Source organism: Paraburkholderia sp. ZP32-5 (genome assembly GCF_021390495.1).
In the GTDB taxonomy this organism is placed as follows: Bacteria; Pseudomonadota; Gammaproteobacteria; order Burkholderiales; family Burkholderiaceae; genus Paraburkholderia.
Window position 1 is genome coordinate 743,980 of the sequence record NZ_JAJEJP010000001.1, and the last position, 18,279, is coordinate 762,258.

16 protein-coding genes are annotated in these 18,279 nt (G+C 63.8%); all 16 read left to right on the forward strand.

Features of this window, described 5'->3' with window-relative positions; translation table 11 throughout:
* Window positions 1-172: 172 nt before the first annotated feature.
* The 16 genes from rfbB (at window position 173) to L0U82_RS03250 (ending at window position 18,276) form a co-directional block, all read left to right on the forward strand.
* A complete protein-coding gene (gene rfbB, locus L0U82_RS03175; RefSeq protein ID WP_233828436.1) occupies window positions 173-1,234 on the forward strand; it encodes a dTDP-glucose 4,6-dehydratase in 1,062 nt (353 codons plus the stop codon).
* A 10-nt stretch (window positions 1,235-1,244) separates the two neighbouring features.
* Window positions 1,245-2,138: a glucose-1-phosphate thymidylyltransferase RfbA gene (gene rfbA, locus L0U82_RS03180; RefSeq protein ID WP_233828437.1), complete on the forward strand. Its 894-nt coding sequence runs from the start codon at window positions 1,245-1,247 to the stop codon at window positions 2,136-2,138.
* Window positions 2,123-2,674, forward strand: a complete 552-nt coding sequence (rfbC, locus tag L0U82_RS03185; protein ID WP_233828438.1) for a dTDP-4-dehydrorhamnose 3,5-epimerase — start codon at window positions 2,123-2,125, stop codon at window positions 2,672-2,674. Before rfbA ends, rfbC begins: the two co-directional genes overlap by 16 nt.
* A gap of 9 nt (window positions 2,675-2,683) precedes the next feature.
* On the forward strand, window positions 2,684-3,610 hold the full coding sequence (rfbD, locus tag L0U82_RS03190; RefSeq protein WP_233828439.1) for a dTDP-4-dehydrorhamnose reductase: 927 nt from the start codon (window positions 2,684-2,686) through the stop codon (window positions 3,608-3,610).
* Between the two features lie 346 nt (window positions 3,611-3,956).
* Entirely contained in the window at window positions 3,957-5,372 is a 1,416-nt protein-coding gene (locus L0U82_RS03195; RefSeq protein ID WP_233828440.1) for a mannose-1-phosphate guanylyltransferase/mannose-6-phosphate isomerase, read from the forward strand.
* 2 nt (window positions 5,373-5,374) lie between these two features.
* Window positions 5,375-6,193: an ABC transporter permease gene (locus tag L0U82_RS03200; RefSeq protein WP_233828442.1), complete on the forward strand. Its 819-nt coding sequence runs from the start codon at window positions 5,375-5,377 to the stop codon at window positions 6,191-6,193.
* A 4-nt stretch (window positions 6,194-6,197) separates the two neighbouring features.
* On the forward strand, window positions 6,198-6,977 hold the full coding sequence (locus L0U82_RS03205) for an ABC transporter ATP-binding protein (protein WP_233828443.1): 780 nt from the start codon (window positions 6,198-6,200) through the stop codon (window positions 6,975-6,977).
* A gap of 236 nt (window positions 6,978-7,213) precedes the next feature.
* Window positions 7,214-8,596 (forward strand): phenylacetate--CoA ligase family protein, encoded by a 1,383-nt coding sequence (locus L0U82_RS03210; RefSeq protein ID WP_233828445.1) that lies wholly within the window; start codon window positions 7,214-7,216, stop codon window positions 8,594-8,596.
* Window positions 8,593-10,206 (forward strand): polysaccharide deacetylase, encoded by a 1,614-nt coding sequence (locus L0U82_RS03215; RefSeq protein ID WP_233828447.1) that lies wholly within the window; start codon window positions 8,593-8,595, stop codon window positions 10,204-10,206. The genes L0U82_RS03210 and L0U82_RS03215 overlap by 4 nt, the downstream gene beginning before the upstream one ends.
* On the forward strand, window positions 10,203-11,324 hold the full coding sequence (gene wecB, locus L0U82_RS03220; protein ID WP_233828449.1) for a non-hydrolyzing UDP-N-acetylglucosamine 2-epimerase: 1,122 nt from the start codon (window positions 10,203-10,205) through the stop codon (window positions 11,322-11,324). The genes L0U82_RS03215 and wecB overlap by 4 nt, the downstream gene beginning before the upstream one ends.
* Complete coding sequence (locus L0U82_RS03225; protein ID WP_233828451.1) at window positions 11,317-12,579, forward strand: glycosyltransferase; 1,263 nt, start codon at window positions 11,317-11,319, stop codon at window positions 12,577-12,579. The genes wecB and L0U82_RS03225 overlap by 8 nt, the downstream gene beginning before the upstream one ends.
* Complete coding sequence (locus tag L0U82_RS03230) at window positions 12,576-13,724, forward strand: glycosyltransferase (protein WP_233828453.1); 1,149 nt, start codon at window positions 12,576-12,578, stop codon at window positions 13,722-13,724. Before L0U82_RS03225 ends, L0U82_RS03230 begins: the two co-directional genes overlap by 4 nt.
* Window positions 13,725-13,728: 4 nt before the next feature.
* A complete protein-coding gene (locus L0U82_RS03235) occupies window positions 13,729-15,153 on the forward strand; it encodes a UbiA family prenyltransferase (RefSeq protein WP_233828455.1) in 1,425 nt (474 codons plus the stop codon).
* On the forward strand, window positions 15,150-16,469 hold the full coding sequence (locus tag L0U82_RS03240) for an FAD-binding oxidoreductase (protein WP_233828457.1): 1,320 nt from the start codon (window positions 15,150-15,152) through the stop codon (window positions 16,467-16,469). The genes L0U82_RS03235 and L0U82_RS03240 overlap by 4 nt, the downstream gene beginning before the upstream one ends.
* The gene (locus tag L0U82_RS03245; RefSeq protein ID WP_233828459.1) at window positions 16,466-17,206 is read left to right on the forward strand and encodes an SDR family oxidoreductase; all 741 of its coding nucleotides are present in this window, start codon (window positions 16,466-16,468) and stop codon (window positions 17,204-17,206) included. Before L0U82_RS03240 ends, L0U82_RS03245 begins: the two co-directional genes overlap by 4 nt.
* 131 nt (window positions 17,207-17,337) lie before the next feature.
* Window positions 17,338-18,276 (forward strand): NAD-dependent epimerase/dehydratase family protein, encoded by a 939-nt coding sequence (locus L0U82_RS03250; protein WP_233828460.1) that lies wholly within the window; start codon window positions 17,338-17,340, stop codon window positions 18,274-18,276.
* Window positions 18,277-18,279 lie beyond the last annotated feature (3 nt).

Here is an 18,279-nt window from a genome sequence, read left to right on the forward strand (position 1 = left end):
CGTTTTTAACCCGGGCCGCTTTATAATTGTGCCTTTCATAGAATTGGTGTCCGAGTGTCTGCCGATTGTACGCAGCAGCGCGACGGCCGCCAACGGAAGCGGACACTACCACGCGGGGAGCGCGGACCGGCAGAGTCACTGCGGCCCGTCACTTATATCTAGAAGGGAATTTATGATCCTGGTAACGGGCGGTGCCGGCTTTATCGGCGCCAATTTCGTGCTCGACTGGCTCGATGCATCGGACGAAGCGGTGCTCAACGTGGACAAGCTGACCTACGCGGGCAATCTGGGCACGCTTAAGTCGCTCCAGGGCAATCCCAACCACATCTTCGCGCGCGTCGACATTTGCGACCGCGCCGCGCTCGATGCGCTGTTCGCCGAGCACAAGCCGCGCGCCGTTCTGCATTTCGCCGCCGAAAGCCATGTGGATCGCTCGATTCACGGTCCGGCCGATTTCGTGCAGACCAACGTCGTCGGCACCTTCACGCTGCTCGAAGCCACCCGCAGCTACTGGAACACGCTGGGCGAAGCCGAGCGCGCCGCGTTCCGATTCCTGCACGTATCGACCGACGAAGTGTTCGGCTCGCTGTCCGCAACCGATCCGCAATTCTCCGAAACTACGCCATACGCGCCGAATAGCCCTTATTCGGCGACCAAGGCGGGTTCCGACCACCTCGTGCGCGCCTACCATCACACGTACGGCTTGCCGGTGCTCACCACCAACTGCTCGAACAACTACGGTCCGTACCAGTTCCCCGAAAAGCTGATTCCGCTGATGATCGCCAACGCGCTCAACGGCAAGCCGCTGCCGGTGTACGGCGACGGTCAGAACGTGCGCGACTGGCTGTATGTCGGCGATCACTGCAGCGCGATTCGCGAAGTGCTCGCGCGCGGCACGCCGGGCGAGACGTACAACGTCGGCGGCTGGAACGAGAAGAAGAATCTCGAGGTCGTGCACACGCTGTGCGATCTGCTCGACCAGCAACGGTCGAAATCGGCCGGCTCGTATCGCGACCAGATCACCTACGTGAAGGATCGCCCCGGCCACGACCGCCGCTACGCGATCGATGCCCGCAAGCTCGAGCGCGAACTCGGCTGGAAGCCGGCGGAAACGTTCGAAACCGGTCTGGCGAAGACGGTTCAGTGGTACCTGGACAACCAGCAATGGGTTGACGAAGTCGCTTCGGGCGAATACCGGAAGTGGGTTGAGACCAACTACGCGCAACGCGCATAAAGGCACGGCAATGGCGCGCAAAGGCATCATTCTCGCGGGCGGCTCCGGCACCCGCCTGTATCCGATCACGCATGTCGTCTCCAAGCAGTTGCTGCCGGTCTACGACAAGCCGATGATCTACTACCCGCTGTCCACGCTGATGGTGGCGGGCATTCGCGACGTGCTGATCATCTCCACGCCGCAAGATACGCCGCGCTTCGAGGCGATGCTCGGCGACGGCAGCCAGTGGGGGATGAACATCCAGTACGCGGTGCAGCCGTCGCCGGACGGGCTCGCGCAGGCGTTCATCATCGGCCGCGAGTTCGTGAACAACGATCCGTCGGCGCTGATTCTCGGCGACAACATTTTCTACGGCCACGATCTGGCGAAGCAGCTTGAACATGCCAATCGTCAGCCGGACGGCGCCACCGTGTTCGCGTATCACGTGCACGATCCCGAGCGCTATGGCGTGGTCGAATTCGATAAGGACTTCCGCGCGCTGTCGATCGAGGAAAAGCCGGCGAAACCGCGCTCGAACTACGCGGTGACGGGTCTTTACTTCTACGACAAGCAGGTTTGCGATATCGCCGCGGACATCAAGCCGTCGCCGCGCGGCGAGCTCGAAATCACCGACGTCAATTCGCGCTACCTCGCGAACTCGGCGCTGAACGTCGAGATCATGGGCCGCGGTTATGCGTGGCTCGACACCGGCACGCACGATTCGCTGATCGAAGCCGCGACCTTCATCGCGACGCTGCAGAAGCGCCAGGGTCTGGTGGTTGCGTGTCCGGAAGAGATCGCGTATCGGCGTCAGTGGATCGACGGCGAACAACTGCTCGCGCTGGCGAGACCGCTCGCGAAGAACGCCTACGGACAATACCTGCAAAACATTCTTACGGATCACGTCGCATGGCCATCCAGGTAACCGCAACCGCGCTGCCCGAAGTCAAGATCATCGAGCCGAAGGTGTTCGGCGATGCGCGCGGGTTTTTCTTCGAAAGCTTCAATGCGCTCGAATTCACCGAGAAGGTCGAGGCGGGCGTCGAGTTCGTGCAGGACAATCATTCGCGCTCGGCGAGGGGCGTGCTGCGTGGGCTGCACTATCAGATCCAGCACGCGCAGGGCAAGCTGGTGCGGGTGGTCGAGGGGGAAGTGTTCGACGTCGCCGTCGACATCCGTAAAAGCTCGCCGAATTTCGGCAAGTGGGTCGGCGTCACGCTGTCGGTCGAAAACCATCGGCAACTGTGGGTGCCGCCCGGTTTTGCGCACGGTTTCGTCGTGCTGTCGGAGTCCGCGCAGTTCCTCTACAAGACCACCGATTACTGGTTTCCCGAACACGAGCGCAGCATCGTGTGGAACGACCCGGCGATCGGCATCGAATGGCCGATCGACTTCGAGCCGCTGCTGGCTGCCAAGGATGCGGCGGGCAAGCGCCTCGCCGACGCCGAAGTCTTCGCATAAGGGGATCGCATGAGCGCACAGGATGCCACGCGGACGATCCTCGTCACCGGCGTAAACGGCCAGGTCGGCTATGAGCTTGCGCGCACGCTGCAAGGGCTCGGCAACGTGGTCGCGGTCGACCGCTCGCGGCTCGATCTGTCGAACCTCGACCAGATTCGCGCGGTGGTGCGCGACGTGCGTCCGACGCTGATCGTCAATCCGGCCGCCTACACGGCGGTGGATAAGGCCGAACAGGAAAGCGAGCTGGCGCTGCGCATCAATGGCGAAGCACCGGGCGTGCTCGCCGAGGAAGCGAAGAAGCTCGGCGCCGCGCTGATCCACTATTCGACCGACTACGTGTTCAACGGCACCAGGCAAGGCGCGTACGTCGAAGACGATCCGACCGACCCGCAAAACGCGTACGGGCGCACGAAGCTAGCCGGCGAGCAGGCCATCGCGGCCACCGGCGTGAATCACCTGATCCTGCGTACGAGCTGGGTGTATGGCACGCGCGGCAAGAACTTTCTGCTGACGATGCTGCGTCTCGGCGCCGATCGTCCGGAGCTAAAGGTGGTCGCCGACCAGTTTGGCGCGCCCACCTGGTGCAACACGATCGCGACGCTGACCGCGCATCTGTGCGCGCAATCGTTCGCCGCCGAAGACAACGCAAAGTGGTGGGCCGAGCGCTCGGGCATCTATCACCTGTGCGCGGGCGATTCGACGTCGTGGCACGGTTTCGCCTCGGCGATCTTCGAACTCGCGGACCTGCCGAACAAGCCGAATACGCTGCCGATTCCCGCCGCGGACTACCCAACGCCAGCCACGCGTCCGGCCAACTCCAGAATGTCGAACGACAAGCTGGCGCGTGTGTTCGGGCTCGCCGCGCCGCACTGGCGCGACGCGCTGAAGCTGTGTCTGACGGACGGTTTTCCGAAGTCGCCGGCGGCGCGCTCCTGAGCCCGGCGCTCATACGTGTTGTCGTGCCCGCATCTGTCGTGGCGCGACCTTGACCGTAATACGTTGCGATGCGTTCGCCGCGTCGCCCTGTTGTGCCAAATAGTGCAAAACGGTGCTTGACGGTGCGAGCGGTACTGACGGTGCCTGACAATGGCGAAAGGGTGCGGCGGTAGAATATGGCTCGGCGGGATCGCGGTACGGTGCCCGCCGATGCGATTCGCGTAGCCGGCTTCGCAATATGCAGATAAAGCGTACGCATACCGCATGACCCGCTGATTTTCGCGGGTTATGCCGATTCATTTAAATCGGTGCAACCGCGTAATAAATACGGTACTGAGAGGGAGCTGTGAGTTTGTTACCGATCATTCTGTGCGGCGGAGCAGGGTCGCGGCTCTGGCCTGTGTCGCGCGAATCGCATCCGAAGCCGTTCATCCGTCTCGCGGACGGCGAGAGCCTGCTGCAGAAAGCCTTCCTGCGTGCGGTGGCGTTGCCTGGCGTGACGGAAGTGCTGACGGTCACCAACCGTGAGCTGTTCTTCAAAACCGAAGACGATTTCCGCGAAGTGAACGCGAACGGCATTGTGACGTCGTTCATCCTCGAACCGTTCGGCCGCAATACGGCCGCGGCGGTCGCGACAGCGGCCTTGCATACGGCCAAGGCGCACGGTGAAGACACGGTGATGCTGGTGCTCGCCGCCGATCATCTGATCGCCGATCAGGCCGCGTTCGCCGCGGCGGTCGAGCGGGCTCGCACGCTCGCGCAGACCGGCAAGGTGGTGACCTTCGGCATGCATCCGGATACGCCTGAAACCGGCTACGGCTATATCGAAGCCGACGGCGAGAACGTGGTGCGCTTCGTCGAGAAGCCGTCGCTGGACAAGGCCCGCGAATATCTGGCGTCGGGCAGGTTCGTGTGGAACTCGGGCATGTTCTGCTTTACCGCGGGCACGATCCTGAAGGAGATGCGCGCGCATTGCCCGGACATTCTCGATGCCTCGGCCGAATGCATGGACAAGTCGCCATCGGCCGAGGGCAAGACCGGTGCGCAGGTGCGCCTCGAACCGGGCTGCTTCGGCGCGGTGCCGGAGCTGTCGTTCGACTACGCGGTGATGGAGAAATGCCAGCACGCGGCCGTCGTGTGCTGCGATCTCGGCTGGACCGACGTCGGTTCGTGGACCGCGCTGTCCGATCTGTCGCCGGCGGATGCGAGCGGCAATCGCGTCGAAGGCGAGGCGCTGCTGGTCGACGTGAAGAACTCATATCTGCGCAGCAGCGGCCGGCTGATCGGCGCGGTCGGCGTCGACAACCTGATCGTGATCGACACGCCCGATGCGCTGCTCGTCGCGAACAAGGAGCGCGCGCAGGACGTGAAGCAGATTTTCGCGGAGCTGAAGTCGCGCGGTCATGAGACGTACAAGGTGCATCGCACCGTGCATCGGCCGTGGGGCACGTACTCGGTGCTCGAAGAAGGGCCGCGCTTCAAGATCAAGCGCATCGAGGTGAAGCCGGGTGCGAGCCTGAGCCTGCAGATGCATCATCACCGCAACGAGCATTGGGTCGTGGTGAGCGGCATGGCGAAGGTCGTCAACGGCGAGAAGGCGTTTTTCGTGTCGACCAACGAGTCGACCTATATTCCGGCGGGCCACAAACACCGCCTCGAAAATCCGGGCGTCGTCGAGCTCGTGATGATCGAAGTGCAAAGCGGCGAATATCTCGGCGAAGACGATATCGTTCGCTTCGACGACATTTACGGACGTACCTGAAGATGGATATCAGTTTTACCAACGACGCGGAAGATCTGACGCGTCACAACCAGAACGACGATCTGCTGGTCGGCATGAAGGCCGTGCGCGTGTGGGGCACGCTCGGCTGGCACGACATCCGGCAGCGCTATCGCCGCTCGGTGCTCGGGCCGTTCTGGTTCACGCTCAGCACGATCATCATGGTGGTCGTGCTCGGCGCGCTGTATTCGACGCTGCTGCATCAGGAAATCTCCGACTACCTACCGTATCTCGCGGTCGGTCTCGTCGTGTGGGCATATCTCGCCTCGGTCGCCAACGAAGGGTGCATGGCCTTTATCGGCTCGGCCTATCTGATCAAGCAGATCAGGCTGCCGCTCACGGTGCACGTGTGCCGCATCGCGTGGCGCAACTTCGTGATTCTGCTGCACAGCCTGCCGGTGGTCATTGTGCTGCTGGTGATCTTCGGTCACTGGCCAGGTTGGGAGTTCGTGCTGGTGCCGTTCGCGCTCGCGATCCTGCTGCTGCACGGCGTGTGGCTCGGCGTCACGCTCGGCGTGCTGTGCGCACGCTTTCGCGACATTCCGCCGATCGTCACGAATCTGATTCAAGTGGTGTTCTTCTTCACGCCGGTCATGTGGTCGCCGGAAATCCTGAAGGACCGCGCATGGGTCGCCGAATACAACCCGCTGTATCACCTGATCGAAACGGTGCGCGCGCCGCTCACCGGCCGTCCGACCCACTGGGAATCGTGGGCGTGGTCGATTGGCCTCCTGATCGTCGGCTTTGCGTTCGCGCAGATCCTGATGAAGCGTTTCCGTAATCGCGTTCCTTACTGGCTTTGATATTGTGAGTTCTTCATCGATTGTCGCTCGTAACATCTCCGTCGAATTTCCGATTTACGAGAACTCGCATCGCTCGCTGAAAAAAGCGGTGCTCAATCTGACGACGGGTGGCCGGATCGGCCAGGACGCGGGTCGCCATGCGATCGTCCGCGCGATCGACGATTTGAGCTTCACCTTCACGGAAGGCGAGCGCATCGGCCTGATCGGCCACAACGGCTCGGGCAAGACGACGCTGCTGCGCACGCTGTCGGGCGTCTATGCGCCGGTGCGCGGCGAACTCAAAGTGCAGGGCAAGATCGCGTCGCTGCTCGACGTGTCGATGGGCCTCGACCCCGACGCGACCGGCTTCGAAAACATCTATCTGCGCGGCATTCTGGATGGCCTGAAGCCCGCGCGCATCCGCAGCAAGATCGACGAGATCGCCGACTTCAGCGAACTCGGCGACTACCTGAATCTGCCGGTGCGCACCTATTCGAGCGGGATGATGCTGCGCCTCGCGTTCGCGATCTCGACGAGCGTCGAAGCCGACATCCTGATCATGGACGAGTGGCTGAGCGTCGGCGACGCCGAGTTCAGCGTGAAGGCGGCCGAGCGTCTGGAAGGTCTCGTCGGCAAGGCGGCGCTGCTGGTGGTCGCGTCGCACGATCCGTCGCTGGTCGCGCGCGTGTGCAACCGCAAGATCTCGATGGAGCACGGCAAGATGGTCGCCGACGAGCCGGTGCTGCCGCCGGAAGAAAAAACCGACGAGCCGCTCGTCAGCCACACCGCGCAGTTGCCGCATTGATGGCGCGAGCGCGCGGCGCGAACGGTGCGATGCGTCGCGCTGACCGCGGCGTGCTGCACGTGATGCGCGAGATGTGCCGTGCGAGCCTGGCCGTGGCCGGCTCTTCACGCTTTGAAGTATCGAGTTCTTCGAGAGCTGGCTGGACATCATCAGTGCAGCCCAGCGGCGCAGTTTAGAAGCGCAGTCCAGAAACACCCGCGGGGCCGAGCCCCGAGGCGCAACAAGGTTCGAATTTCATGCGAGCTAATCACCCATTTCTGCGCTACTCCGAATCCCTGCTGGTGCGTCAGCCGTTTCGCACACTGAAGGGTTTTGCGGGCGGCTATATCGCGTATCCGATTGCGGAGAACGCCGAAAAACGCAACGTGCGATCGAAAATCCGCGAGTTGCGCGAGCACTATCGACTGCCGGTTCCGCACCGCCGTCGCATCGCGCTCGAACGGCTCGTCGCGACGCTCGAATTCGCCGGCGCGAAGGTGCCTTACTACCGCGACCTGTTTCTGGCGAAGCGGTTCGATCCGGCGAAGGTCCGCAACGATCCGTGCTACCTCGAAGAACTGCCATATCTGACCAAGGACATCATCCGCGAGCAGGGGCCGCGTCTGCTGTCGGGGCCGCTCGAAGCGGGCAAGCACCACGCGTGCAAGACCGGCGGTTCGACCGGGCTGTCGACGACGATCTACTACGACCAGCAAGGCGCCGATTATTCGTCGGCGGTCACCAACTATTGCCGCGAGCGCATCGGCAAGCTGCGTCATCGCTCGGAGCTGCACTTCGCGTGCCGCTTTCCGGATCAGGCCGTGCCGCAATGGCCGTCGCGTGAAGACTTCAAATGCTTCGCGATGAATCGCAGCAACATCTTCTTCGACCGCATCGACGACCAGGGTCTCGAGGAAATGTGGCGCATGCTGAAGCGCCGCCGGCCGTATCTCGCGCATTCGCATCCGTCGACGATGTACGCGCTCGCGTGCTACGTCGAGCGCAAGTACGGTGGCGGCAAAGCATTCCAGGTGTTCGAGTCGAGCGGCGAGCTGCTCGAACCGCATGCGCGCGAGATGATCGCGAAGGCGCTGCGTTGCCGCGTGATCGACCGCTACGGTCTCGCGGAACTCGGCGTGATGGCGTACGAACTCGACGGTCACGAAGGCGGCTTCCAGATCCTCGAATCCGAAGGCTGGCCGGAAAGCCGCGTCGCGCCCGATAACCCCGACGGCGCGCATGAGCTCGTGTTCACCGGTTTCCGCAATCGCCTGATGCCGCTGATTCGCTACACCACGGGCGACCTCGCGCGCGTGCAGGAAACGCACAAGGGCTTTTTCCTGACCGACGTGGTCGGGCGGATTCACGACGTCGTGCCGATCAATGGCGTCGCGCATCCGACCCACCATATCCAGGACATGCTCGATCATCGGGTCGGCGGCATCCAGGAATTCCAGATCGATCTGCGCACGAGCCCGCCGACGTTGCGCATCGTGCTCGAACCGCATGCGAACGCGGACGACACGACGGCGAAGCTGCGCCACTTCTGGCAGGACGCGTTCACGATCGCGTACGTCGGTCACGACGATTTCGTGCGCGTGGGCAGCCGCGCCAAATTCCGTCACGTGGTGACCGCATGATCGGCGTCGCGTTTGCGGATGCGCGCGCGGACGCCGGCCAGTACGTGCTGGCGGCGCTGCGGCGCTCGGTCAGCGCGACCCAGGCACAGGCGATCACACGCGGCATGCTGCATGAGATCGCACCGGATATCGTGGTCGCCGTCGATGCGCCGGATGCGTGGAGTGCGGATCTGATCGCATTCGTAGAAGGGAAAACAGGCAGCCATACAAGCGGCCAAACCAGCCCGCGCCCGCGCAAGCTGATCGTGTTCGGCCATATGCCGATCGCCCTCGCTGACTATCTGCGCTATCGGCCGACGAGCCTGTCGCCCGAATTCGCGCCAGCGAGCCGCAGCGAGCCGGCGCCTGCATACGAGTCGCGCGAAAGCGCGGCCGCGGTGCGCTATAGCGCATTGGCGCAAACGCTCGGCGGCCAGCCGTGGCATCGCCCGTTCGAGCGCTTCGACTTCACCGACGAATGGAACAACCTCGGCTACGGTGCGATCCGCGCGGACGGCTCGATCTGGGCGCTCGCCGAAGCGCCCGAAGTGCCCGCCGAGGCCGAGCTGGCCGCGGTCGTCGTCAACGGTGAGCGCCAGTTCGCGTACGCAGCGCTATGGGATGCCGGCGCGGCGGGCGTGCTGTGGTTCAACCGCCCGGTCGGCCCGTGCGATTCGTTCGAATGGCGCCTCGTCGAGCAATTTCTGTCGGGCTATCGCGCCGACGCACTGCCGTGTCAGCCGGTCTTGAGCGAGTTGCCGTGGGGCTACGACGCGGCGATCACGTCGCGGCTCGATTGCGATGAAGACGTCGAATCGGCGCGGCCGCTGTGGCAGGCCTATCAACGCCTCCGCGTACCGTTCTCGCTCGCGGTGCACACGCACAATCTGCAGCGCGGCGATCAGCACGAGATCCTGCGCGAACTGCTCGCCGACCGACAGCAGGGCGCGGTGCTGTCGCACACTGCCACGCATTCGCCGAACTGGGGCGGCAGCTACGACACCGCGTTCGCCGAGGGCGCGCAATCGGCTGAACTGCTCGAACGGGCGACCGGCGTGCCGGTGCGCTACGCGGTATCGCCGTTTCACCAGTCGCCGCCGTATGCGATGCGCGGGCTGATCGACGCGGGCTATTCGGGTTGCGTCGGCGGCATCATTCGCAACGATCCCGAGTTTCTGAGCGCGCGCGGCGGCGCGCTGGCGGGTTTGCCCGAAGGCTTTATCGGCCATAGCCAGCAGTGCATGCTGCACGGCGACTGCATGCTGAAAAAGGGCGATCCGCTCGCGATCTTCAAGCAGGCATTCGATAACGCGTACGCAACCAACACGCTGTTCGGCTATCTCGACCATCCGTTCTCCGAGCGCTACGCATACGGCTGGTCCGATGAAGCGGCGCGCATCGACGCGCACGAGCGGCTGATCGCGTACATACGCGGTGTCGCGCGCCGGCCGCTGTTCCTGCACGAAGAGGCTGCGCTCGATTTCCTGCGTTTCAGGTCGCTCGCGCGGATCGTCGAACAGGACGGCGCGTTCAGCGTCGTCACGCCGTTCGCGGATACGACGCCGCTCACGCTAGGCGTCGAGTTCCGGGGTACACATACGCAGGTCGAAGCGGGGAAAGCACTGCAATGAAAGTGATGGTGGTGATGGGCACGCGGCCCGAGGTCATCAAGCTCGCGCCGCTGGTGCGCGCGTTGCGCCGCGAGTGCGAGACGATCGTCTGCGCGAGCGGGCAGCACAAGGACATGGCCGCGCAGGCGCTCGAATTCTTCGGCATCGAGCCGGACCTGACGCTCGAGACGATGCATCCGGGGCAGTCGCTGAACGCACTCGCGTCGCGTCTGATCGCCGCGCTCGATCGGGCGCTCGATGAAGTGCGTCCCGACTGGGTGATCGTGCAGGGCGATACGACGACCGCGTTTTGTGCGGGCTTCGCGGCGTTTCAGCGCGGCATCCGCGTCGGCCACGTCGAGGCGGGGCTGCGTACCGGCGACCTCGCGAGTCCGTTTCCGGAAGAGGCGAATCGCAGCCTGCTCGGCCGCATCGCGACGCTGCATTTCGCGCCGACCTCGCGCGCGCGCGGCAGCCTGCTCGCCGAAGGCGTGGCGGCGGAGAAGATCATCGTCACCGGCAATACCGTCGTCGATGCAATCGCCGAAGTGCGCGATAGTTGGAACGTGACGCCGCCGGCGAGCCCGCTGCCTGAGTGGCACGGCGCGCAGAAGCAGCACGTGCTCGTCACCTGCCATCGGCGCGAAAATTTCGGCGACGTGCTGCAGGACATCTGCCGCGTGTTGCGCGATCTGTGCGAGCGCTATAGCGATTACCGCTGGGTGTTCCCGGTGCATCTGAATCCGGCCGTGCGCGGGCCCGTGCATCGCGAACTCGATGGCATTGCGAACCTCGCGCTGATCGAGCCGGTCGACTATCCGACCAGCCTGCATCTGATCAGCGGCAGCGCGGTCGTGGTCAGCGACTCGGGCGGCATTCAGGAGGAAGCGCCGACCTTCGGCGTGCCGGTCGTCGTGATGCGCAATCACACCGAGCGGCGCGAAGGCGTCGACGCGGGCTTCGCGACGCTCGCCGGCCAGAGCGCGGCCAGTATCGAAAGCGCGGTGTGCGGCTGGCTCGACGATCCGGCGCGGCGCGCGGCGCTGCGCAATCGCGCGAATCCGTATGGCGACGGCCACGCGTCGCAGCGCATCGTCGAGAGCCTGCGCGGCCGGCCGGTCGAGGTGTTCGTTGGCTGACGGCAAGCGCGGCGCGCTTCCGCTGGTTCCGGCGCAGGACTGCGTGCTGTTTTCGACCGCGGATTGGGACGAACCGTACTGGACCAACAAGCAGCACACGGCGAGCATCCTCGCCGCGCGCGGCTGGCGGATCCTGTACGTGGAGAGCGTCGGCTTTCGCGCGCCGAAGGTCGGCAGCGGCCGCGACTGGTCGCGGCTGTGGCGGCGGCTGTGGCGCGGTGTGCAGTCGCTGGTGCTGGGGCCGCCACGCCGCGCGGACAACGTCTGGGTACTGTCGCCGCTGATGGTGCCGGCCGGGCATCACGTGCCGTTCGTGCGCTCGCTGAATCAGGCGATGCTGCGCTTTTCCGTGAACCGCTTTGCCCGTTCGCACCGCTTCGACAAACCGGTCGTGTGGACGTATCACCCGTACATGCTCGATGCGATCGCGACGCTGCCGCGCGGGCCGCTCGTCTATCACTGCGTCGACGATATCGCGGCGATTCCGGGCGTCGACGTCGACGCGTTTCGCAGCGCGCAGCAGGATCTGCTCGGGCGCTGCGAAGCGGTGTTTACGACCGCGCAATCGCTGAAGGACGTGTGTTTGCCGTTTAACCGCAACACGCATTTCTTCGGCAACGTGGTGGACGACAAGCACTTCGGCGAAGCGCGCACCGACGGGCCGCTGCCCGCCGAGCTGGCCGCGATCGCCGAGCCGCGGCTCGTCTATCACGGCGTGCTGTCGGACTTCAAGGTCGACTTCCCGTTGCTGCTGAAGACCGCGCAGGCGCGGCCGCAATGGCAGTGGGTGATCATCGGCGAGGAGCGCGAAGGGCAGCGCAGCGAACTGTTCGCGCAACTCGCGCGCCTGCCGAACGTGCATCTGCTCGGCTACCGGCCGTATCAGGCGCTGCCGCAATACCTGCGCGGGATGCGGGTTGGCGTGCTGCCGACGTTGATCAACGAGTACACGCACTCGATGTTTCCGATGAAGTTTTATGAATATCTGTCAGCGGGTCTGCCTGTCGTGTCGACGCCGCTCGATTTCGCGAGAGAATCGCGCACGGGGCTCGAGGTGGGTGGCGATGCCGATGCGTTCATCGCGGCGCTTGAAAAGCAGCTCGCGCGCGGCAAGCTGAGCGCGGACGAAGCGCGCGCGGCGGTCGGCGAGAATACTTGGGAAGCGCGACTGGACAAGATGCTGGCGATCACGTTTCAGGGCTCCCAGGCAGATGGCGGCAGTGCGCGGCCATGCGGCGCGGAGGTGCGCACGTGAGGGTCGTTCATGTGTACCGCACGTACTTTCCCGATCCGCCCGGCGGCTTGCAGGAAGCGATCCGGCAGATTGCGTTGTCGACGCGCGAGCGTGGCGTCGAGCCGCGCATCCTGACGCTGTCGCCGACACCGCGTCCGACCGTCGTCGACTATCCGGAAGGGCAGGTGATCCGCGAGAAATCGTGGGCCGCGCCGGCTTCGTGCGATCTCGGCGGACCGGGCTCGGTGATCCGCTATCGGCAGATGGTCGAATGGGCCGATGTCGTGCATTTCCATTTTCCGTGGCCGTTCGCCGATGTGCTGCATCTGCTTGGGCGCACGAACAAGCCCACGGTGATGACGTATCACTCGGACATCGTGCGGCAGAAGGCGCTCGGCGCCGTCTATGGACCGCTGATGCGGCGCACGCTGCGCAGCATGTCCGCGGTGGTCGCGACGTCGCCGGCCTATGCGCGCACCAGCGAGACGCTGGCCGCGAATGTATCGAAGGACCGCCTGAAGACGATTCCGCTCGGCATCATTGATTACCGCGACGCGCCGCAGCCGGCTGACGCGCAACACAAAGTACAAACGCGGCTCGGTCTCGCGCCTGGCGAACCTTATTTTCTGGCGCTCGGCGTGCTGCGCTATTACAAGGGCCTGCATACGCTCGTCGAGGCGGCGCGGCATGTGAAGGCGCGCATCGTGATTGCCGGGTCCGGGCCGGAGCGCGATCGTTTGGCCGCGTTGGCGCAGCAGCACGGCGCGAGCAACGTCGTGTTTGCCGGCCAGGTCACGCATGACGAAAAGGTCGCGCTGCTGAAGGATTGCCGCGCGATGGTGTTGCCGTCTCACCTGCGCTCCGAGGCATTCGGCATGGTGCTCGTCGAAGCGGCGATGTTCGACAAGCCGATGGTGTGCTGCGAGGTGGGCTCGGGGACATCGTTCGTCAACGAGAACGGGGTGACGGGGTTTGTCGTCGCGAAGGAACAGGCACAAGAGCTGGCTCGCGCGATGAATGCGCTGCTCGACGACGACACGCTGGCAGCCACGATGGGGCGCGCCGCGCGTGCCCGCTATGAAAAGCTGTTTTCCGGCGAGGCGCTCGGCAAGGCTTATAGTGCGCTGTACCAGGAAGTCGCGCAAAACCACATGGGGAAAGGTTAACGGAATGCAATGGAAGACACTGGCCGTCGATCTGGACGGCACGTTGATACGATCGGACATGCTGATCGAGACGGCATTCGCTTTTCTGAAGGCCAATCCGTTGCATTTCTATCGACCGTTGCTGTGGCTCGCGCAAGGCGGCAAGGCGCATCTGAAGGCCAAACTCGCGGACGCGACTCACGTCGACGTGACGACGTTGCCATATGACCCGAAGGTGATCGAATGGCTGAAGCACGAACGCTCGGCGGGCCGCTCGCTGGTGCTCGCCACCGCTAGCGACGCGCGCTACGCGGAGGCAATCTCGGGCCATCTCGGCCTGTTCGACAAAACGCTCGCGACGGACGGCAAGGTCAATCTGTCGTCGGGCCGCAAGCGCGATGCGCTGGTGCGCGAGTTCGGTGATAAAGGCTTCGACTACGCGGGCAACTCGCATGACGACATCGCAGTATGGGAGGCCGCGGAGCGTGCATACGTGGTGAACCCGGCGTTCGGCGTCGAACGGCGCGCGCAAAAAATCGGCAACGTCGAGAGCGTGCTGCAAACCCGCAAGAATCCGCTGCGCGTATGGCTGCGAGCGTTGCGCATGCATCAGTGGCTGAAGAATCTGTTGATCTTCATTCCGCTGCTGGCTTCGCATCAGGTGTCGTCGCTCGAACTCGATCTGCGCGGCGTGCTGGCCTTCGTGCTGTTCGGGCTGTGCGCGTCGAGCGTGTATCTGTTGAACGATCTGCTCGATCTCGATGACGACCGGCACCATCCGACCAAGCGGCGGCGGCCGTTCGCATCGGGGGCGCTGTCGATCGTCTGGGGCCTCGTCGCGTTTCCGGTGTTTGCGGTCGGCGCATTTGCCGGTGCGCTGATCTGGCTGCCCTGGCGCTTTGCCGCGGTGCTGGCCGCCTACTACGTGCTGACGATGGCGTATTCGTTCCTGCTCAAGCGGCGCGTGATGCTCGACGTCGTGGTGCTGGCGATGCTTTATACCGCCCGCATTATCGCCGGCACGGCTGCGTTCAGAATGACGCTGACGTTCTGGCTGCTGGCCTTCTCGATGTTTCTGTTCCTGAGTCTCGCGCTCGTGAAGCGCTACGCCGAATTGCATGCGACGCGTGCGGCGGGCAAGGCGAAGGCACGCGGGCGCGGCTATGTGGCCGATGACCTGTCGATGATCTCGTCGCTCGGCGCGGCATCCGGCTATCTGGCCGTGCTGGTGCTCGCGCTCTATATCCAGGACTCGCAAACCACGCATCTGTACCGGCATCCGCAGGTGATCTGGCTCGCGTGCCCGTTGCTGCTGTACTGGATCAGCCGCACGTGGCTGATCACGCACCGCGGCCTGATGCATGACGACCCGGTCGTGTTCGCGGCCAAAGACCGGACCAGTCTGCTCGTCGTCGCGCTGATGGGTCTCGTGTTCTGGCTCGCCATATGACGAAGGCGCTCAGATCCTGGGGACGCTATCCGGATTGCCCGCAAGCGGGCCACCCGGCGCAGTGGCGCGACGATCTGCAAGCGGTGTGGAGCCGTGTAGCGAGCGCGAACGGCACCACGCTCGCCTATGGGAACGGACGCAGCTATGGCGACAGCTGCCTCGCGGCCAGCGATCAGGTCGTGCATACTCGGCCGCTCGATCGGCTGATTGCCGTCGACTGGCAGACCGGTGTGCTGCGGGCGGAAGCCGGCACGACGCTCGACGAAATCCTGCAGGTGGCGGTGCCGCGCGGCTGGATGCTGCCGGTCACGCCCGGCACCAAGTACGTGACGCTCGGCGGCGCGGTCGCCAACGACGTGCATGGCAAGAACCATCACGTGCGAGGTACGTTTGGCCGGCACGTGCGGTGTTTCTGCCTGTTGCGCAGCGACGGCACGCGGCTCGAGTGCACGCCGGATTCGCATCCCGAATTCTTTGCCGCGACGATCGGCGGTCTCGGGCTCACCGGCGTGATCGCGTGGGTCGAAATCCAGTTGATGCCGATCCGTTCGAGCCAGATCGCGGTGACGAGCATCCGCTTCGATAACCTCGACGAGTTCTTCTCGCTATCGGAAGAACTCGACAGCAAGCATGAATACAGCGTCGCGTGGATCGACTGTTTGAGCCGCGGCGCCGCGCTCGGCCGCGGCATCTTCATGGTCGGCGATCATGCGCAAACGGGCAGCCTCGAATTGCCGGTCAAGAAAAAGCGCACCGTGCCGATCACGCCGCCCGTGTCGCTGATCAATCCGCTCACGCTGCGCGCGTTCAACACGCTGTACTACCAGCGTCAGCAGCGCAAAACCGTGTATAGCGAAGTCGACTACGACAGCTACTTCTATCCGCTCGACAGCCTGCTCGAATGGCATCGCATCTACGGCAAGCGCGGTTTTCAGCAGTACCAGTGCGTGCTGCCGCAGGCGCGTTCGCGCGATGCGATGCATGCGATTCTGGAGACGATCGGCAAAAGCGGCACCGGCTCGTTTCTCGCGGTGCTCAAGCGCTGTGGCGATCTGGTGTCGCCGGGACTGCTGTCTTTTCCGATGGAAGGCGCGTCGCTCGCACTGGATTTTCCGCAGCATGACGAAGGCAACCGCGTGCTGTTCGAACGGCTCGATGCGATCGTCAGGGAAGCGGGCGGACGCATCTACCCGGCGAAGGACGCGCATATGTCGGCGCGCGATTTCCAGAGCGCCTATCCACAATGGCATCAATTAGAGGCACTGCGCGATCCGGCGCTGATGTCCCGTTTTTGGCAACGAACCACACAGACATGAAAAAAGTCCTGATAGTCGGCGCGACTTCCGCCATTGCCATCGCCTGCGCGCGCCGTTGGGCGGCCGAAGGCGCGGCATTGTTCATCGTCGGGCGGCATGCCGAGCGCCTCGACCAGATCGGCGCCGATCTGGTCGCGCGGGGCGCCGCGTCGGCAACAAGCCACGTACTCGACATGAACGATTTCGACGGCCACCAGGCGATGCTCGATGCCTGCACGGCGGCACTCGGCGGTATCGACGTCGCGTTGATCGCGCACGGCACGCTGTCGGATCAGAAATCCTGCGAGCAGGACGTGAAGGTTGCGCTGCGCGAGCTGTCGACCAATGGGCTGTCGGTGATTGCGCTGCTGACGCCGCTCGCCAATCTGATGGAAGGCGCGAAGACCGGTGTGATCGCGGTGATTTCGTCGGTGGCCGGCGACCGCGGACGGCCGTCGAACTATCTGTACGGCACCGCGAAAGCCGCGGTGAGCACGTTCTGCGAAGGTCTGCGCGCGCGCCTGTTCAAATCCGGCGTGCATGTGCTGACCATCAAGCCCGGTTTCGTCGCGACGCCGATGACCGCCGGCTTGCCGCTGCCCGGCCCGCTCGTCGCGACGCCGGAGCGGGTCGCGAACGATATCGTGCGCGCGGTCGAGCGCAAGAAAGATTCGATTTATACGCCGTGGTTCTGGTCGGGAATCATGCTGATCATCCGCTCGGTGCCGGGCTTCCTGTTCAAGCGGACGTCGCTGTAGATCGCACGCGGTACGGGCAAAGGAACTTCGTTCGGCGAAGGATGCGCGTGCCGCACCGTTTACAATGGCGGGTTCAAGTACGGTTGACCTTTGGCTGCCGGTTCTTCAAAGATTAGCTTAACGACAGATCAATGAACAATACACGCATCATTCTTCCCGGCGGCGCGGGTCTGGTTGGCCAAAACCTCGTCGCGCGGCTCAAGCAGCGCGGCTACACGAACCTCGTCGTGCTCGACAAGCATCGCGCGAATCTCGACGTACTGCGCGGCGTGCATCCGGACATCACGATCGAATATGCCGATCTCGCGGAACCGGGCGACTGGGTCCGCTATTTCGACGGCGCCGAAGTGGTGGTGATGCTGCAGGCGCAGATCGGCGCCCCGACCATCGAGCCGTTCATCCGCAACAACATCACATCGACCGAGCTGGTGCTGGAAGCGATCAAGCGCTACGACGTGCCGTACACCGTGCACATCAGTTCGTCGGTCGTGAACTCAGTGGCGAAGGATTTCTATACGGACACCAAGCGCAAACAGGAAGAGATCGTGCTTGCGTCGGGCATCGAGTGCGTGGTGCTGCGTCCCACGCTGATGTTCGGCTGGTTTGATCGCAAGCATCTGGGCTGGCTGTCGCGTTTCATGCAGCGCGTGCCGGTGTTTCCGATTCCCGGCAGCGGCCGTTATATGCGTCAGCCGCTGTATGCGGGCGATTTCTGCAACGTGATCATCAGTTGCATCGAGTCGCGCAAGAGCGGTGCAGCATTCAATATCAGCGGCCGCGAAAAGGTCGATTACATCGACATCATCCGGCAGATCAAGCGGGCGACCAAAGCTCGTTGCGCGATCATCCGCATCCCGTACGGACTGTTCTACGTGTTGCTGAAGATCTACGCGCTGTTCGACAAGAACCCGCCGTTTACGGCGTCGCAATTGAAGGCGCTGACCGCGGGCGACGAGTTCGAAGTGATCGACTGGGAAGGCATTTTCGGCATCAAGGCGACGTCGTTCGCCAACGCCGTCGACGAAACCTTCAACGATCCGGTGTACAGCAGCATCGCGCTCGAATTCTGAACT

Coding starts and splice junctions, on each gene's coding strand:
- wecB (WP_233828449.1), top strand. CDS start 10,203: ATGAAAGTGATGGTGGTGATGGGCACGCGGCCCGAGGTCATCAAGCTC.
- L0U82_RS03245 (WP_233828459.1), top strand. CDS start 16,466: ATGAAAAAAGTCCTGATAGTCGGCGCGACTTCCGCCATTGCCATCGCC.
- L0U82_RS03210 (WP_233828445.1), top strand. CDS start 7,214: ATGCGAGCTAATCACCCATTTCTGCGCTACTCCGAATCCCTGCTGGTG.
- L0U82_RS03240 (WP_233828457.1), top strand. CDS start 15,150: ATGACGAAGGCGCTCAGATCCTGGGGACGCTATCCGGATTGCCCGCAA.
- L0U82_RS03250 (WP_233828460.1), top strand. CDS start 17,338: ATGAACAATACACGCATCATTCTTCCCGGCGGCGCGGGTCTGGTTGGC.
- L0U82_RS03200 (WP_233828442.1), top strand. CDS start 5,375: ATGGATATCAGTTTTACCAACGACGCGGAAGATCTGACGCGTCACAAC.
- L0U82_RS03235 (WP_233828455.1), top strand. CDS start 13,729: ATGCAATGGAAGACACTGGCCGTCGATCTGGACGGCACGTTGATACGA.
- L0U82_RS03215 (WP_233828447.1), top strand. CDS start 8,593: ATGATCGGCGTCGCGTTTGCGGATGCGCGCGCGGACGCCGGCCAGTAC.
- rfbD (WP_233828439.1), top strand. CDS start 2,684: ATGAGCGCACAGGATGCCACGCGGACGATCCTCGTCACCGGCGTAAAC.
- rfbA (WP_233828437.1), top strand. CDS start 1,245: ATGGCGCGCAAAGGCATCATTCTCGCGGGCGGCTCCGGCACCCGCCTG.
- rfbB (WP_233828436.1), top strand. CDS start 173: ATGATCCTGGTAACGGGCGGTGCCGGCTTTATCGGCGCCAATTTCGTG.
- rfbC (WP_233828438.1), top strand. CDS start 2,123: ATGGCCATCCAGGTAACCGCAACCGCGCTGCCCGAAGTCAAGATCATC.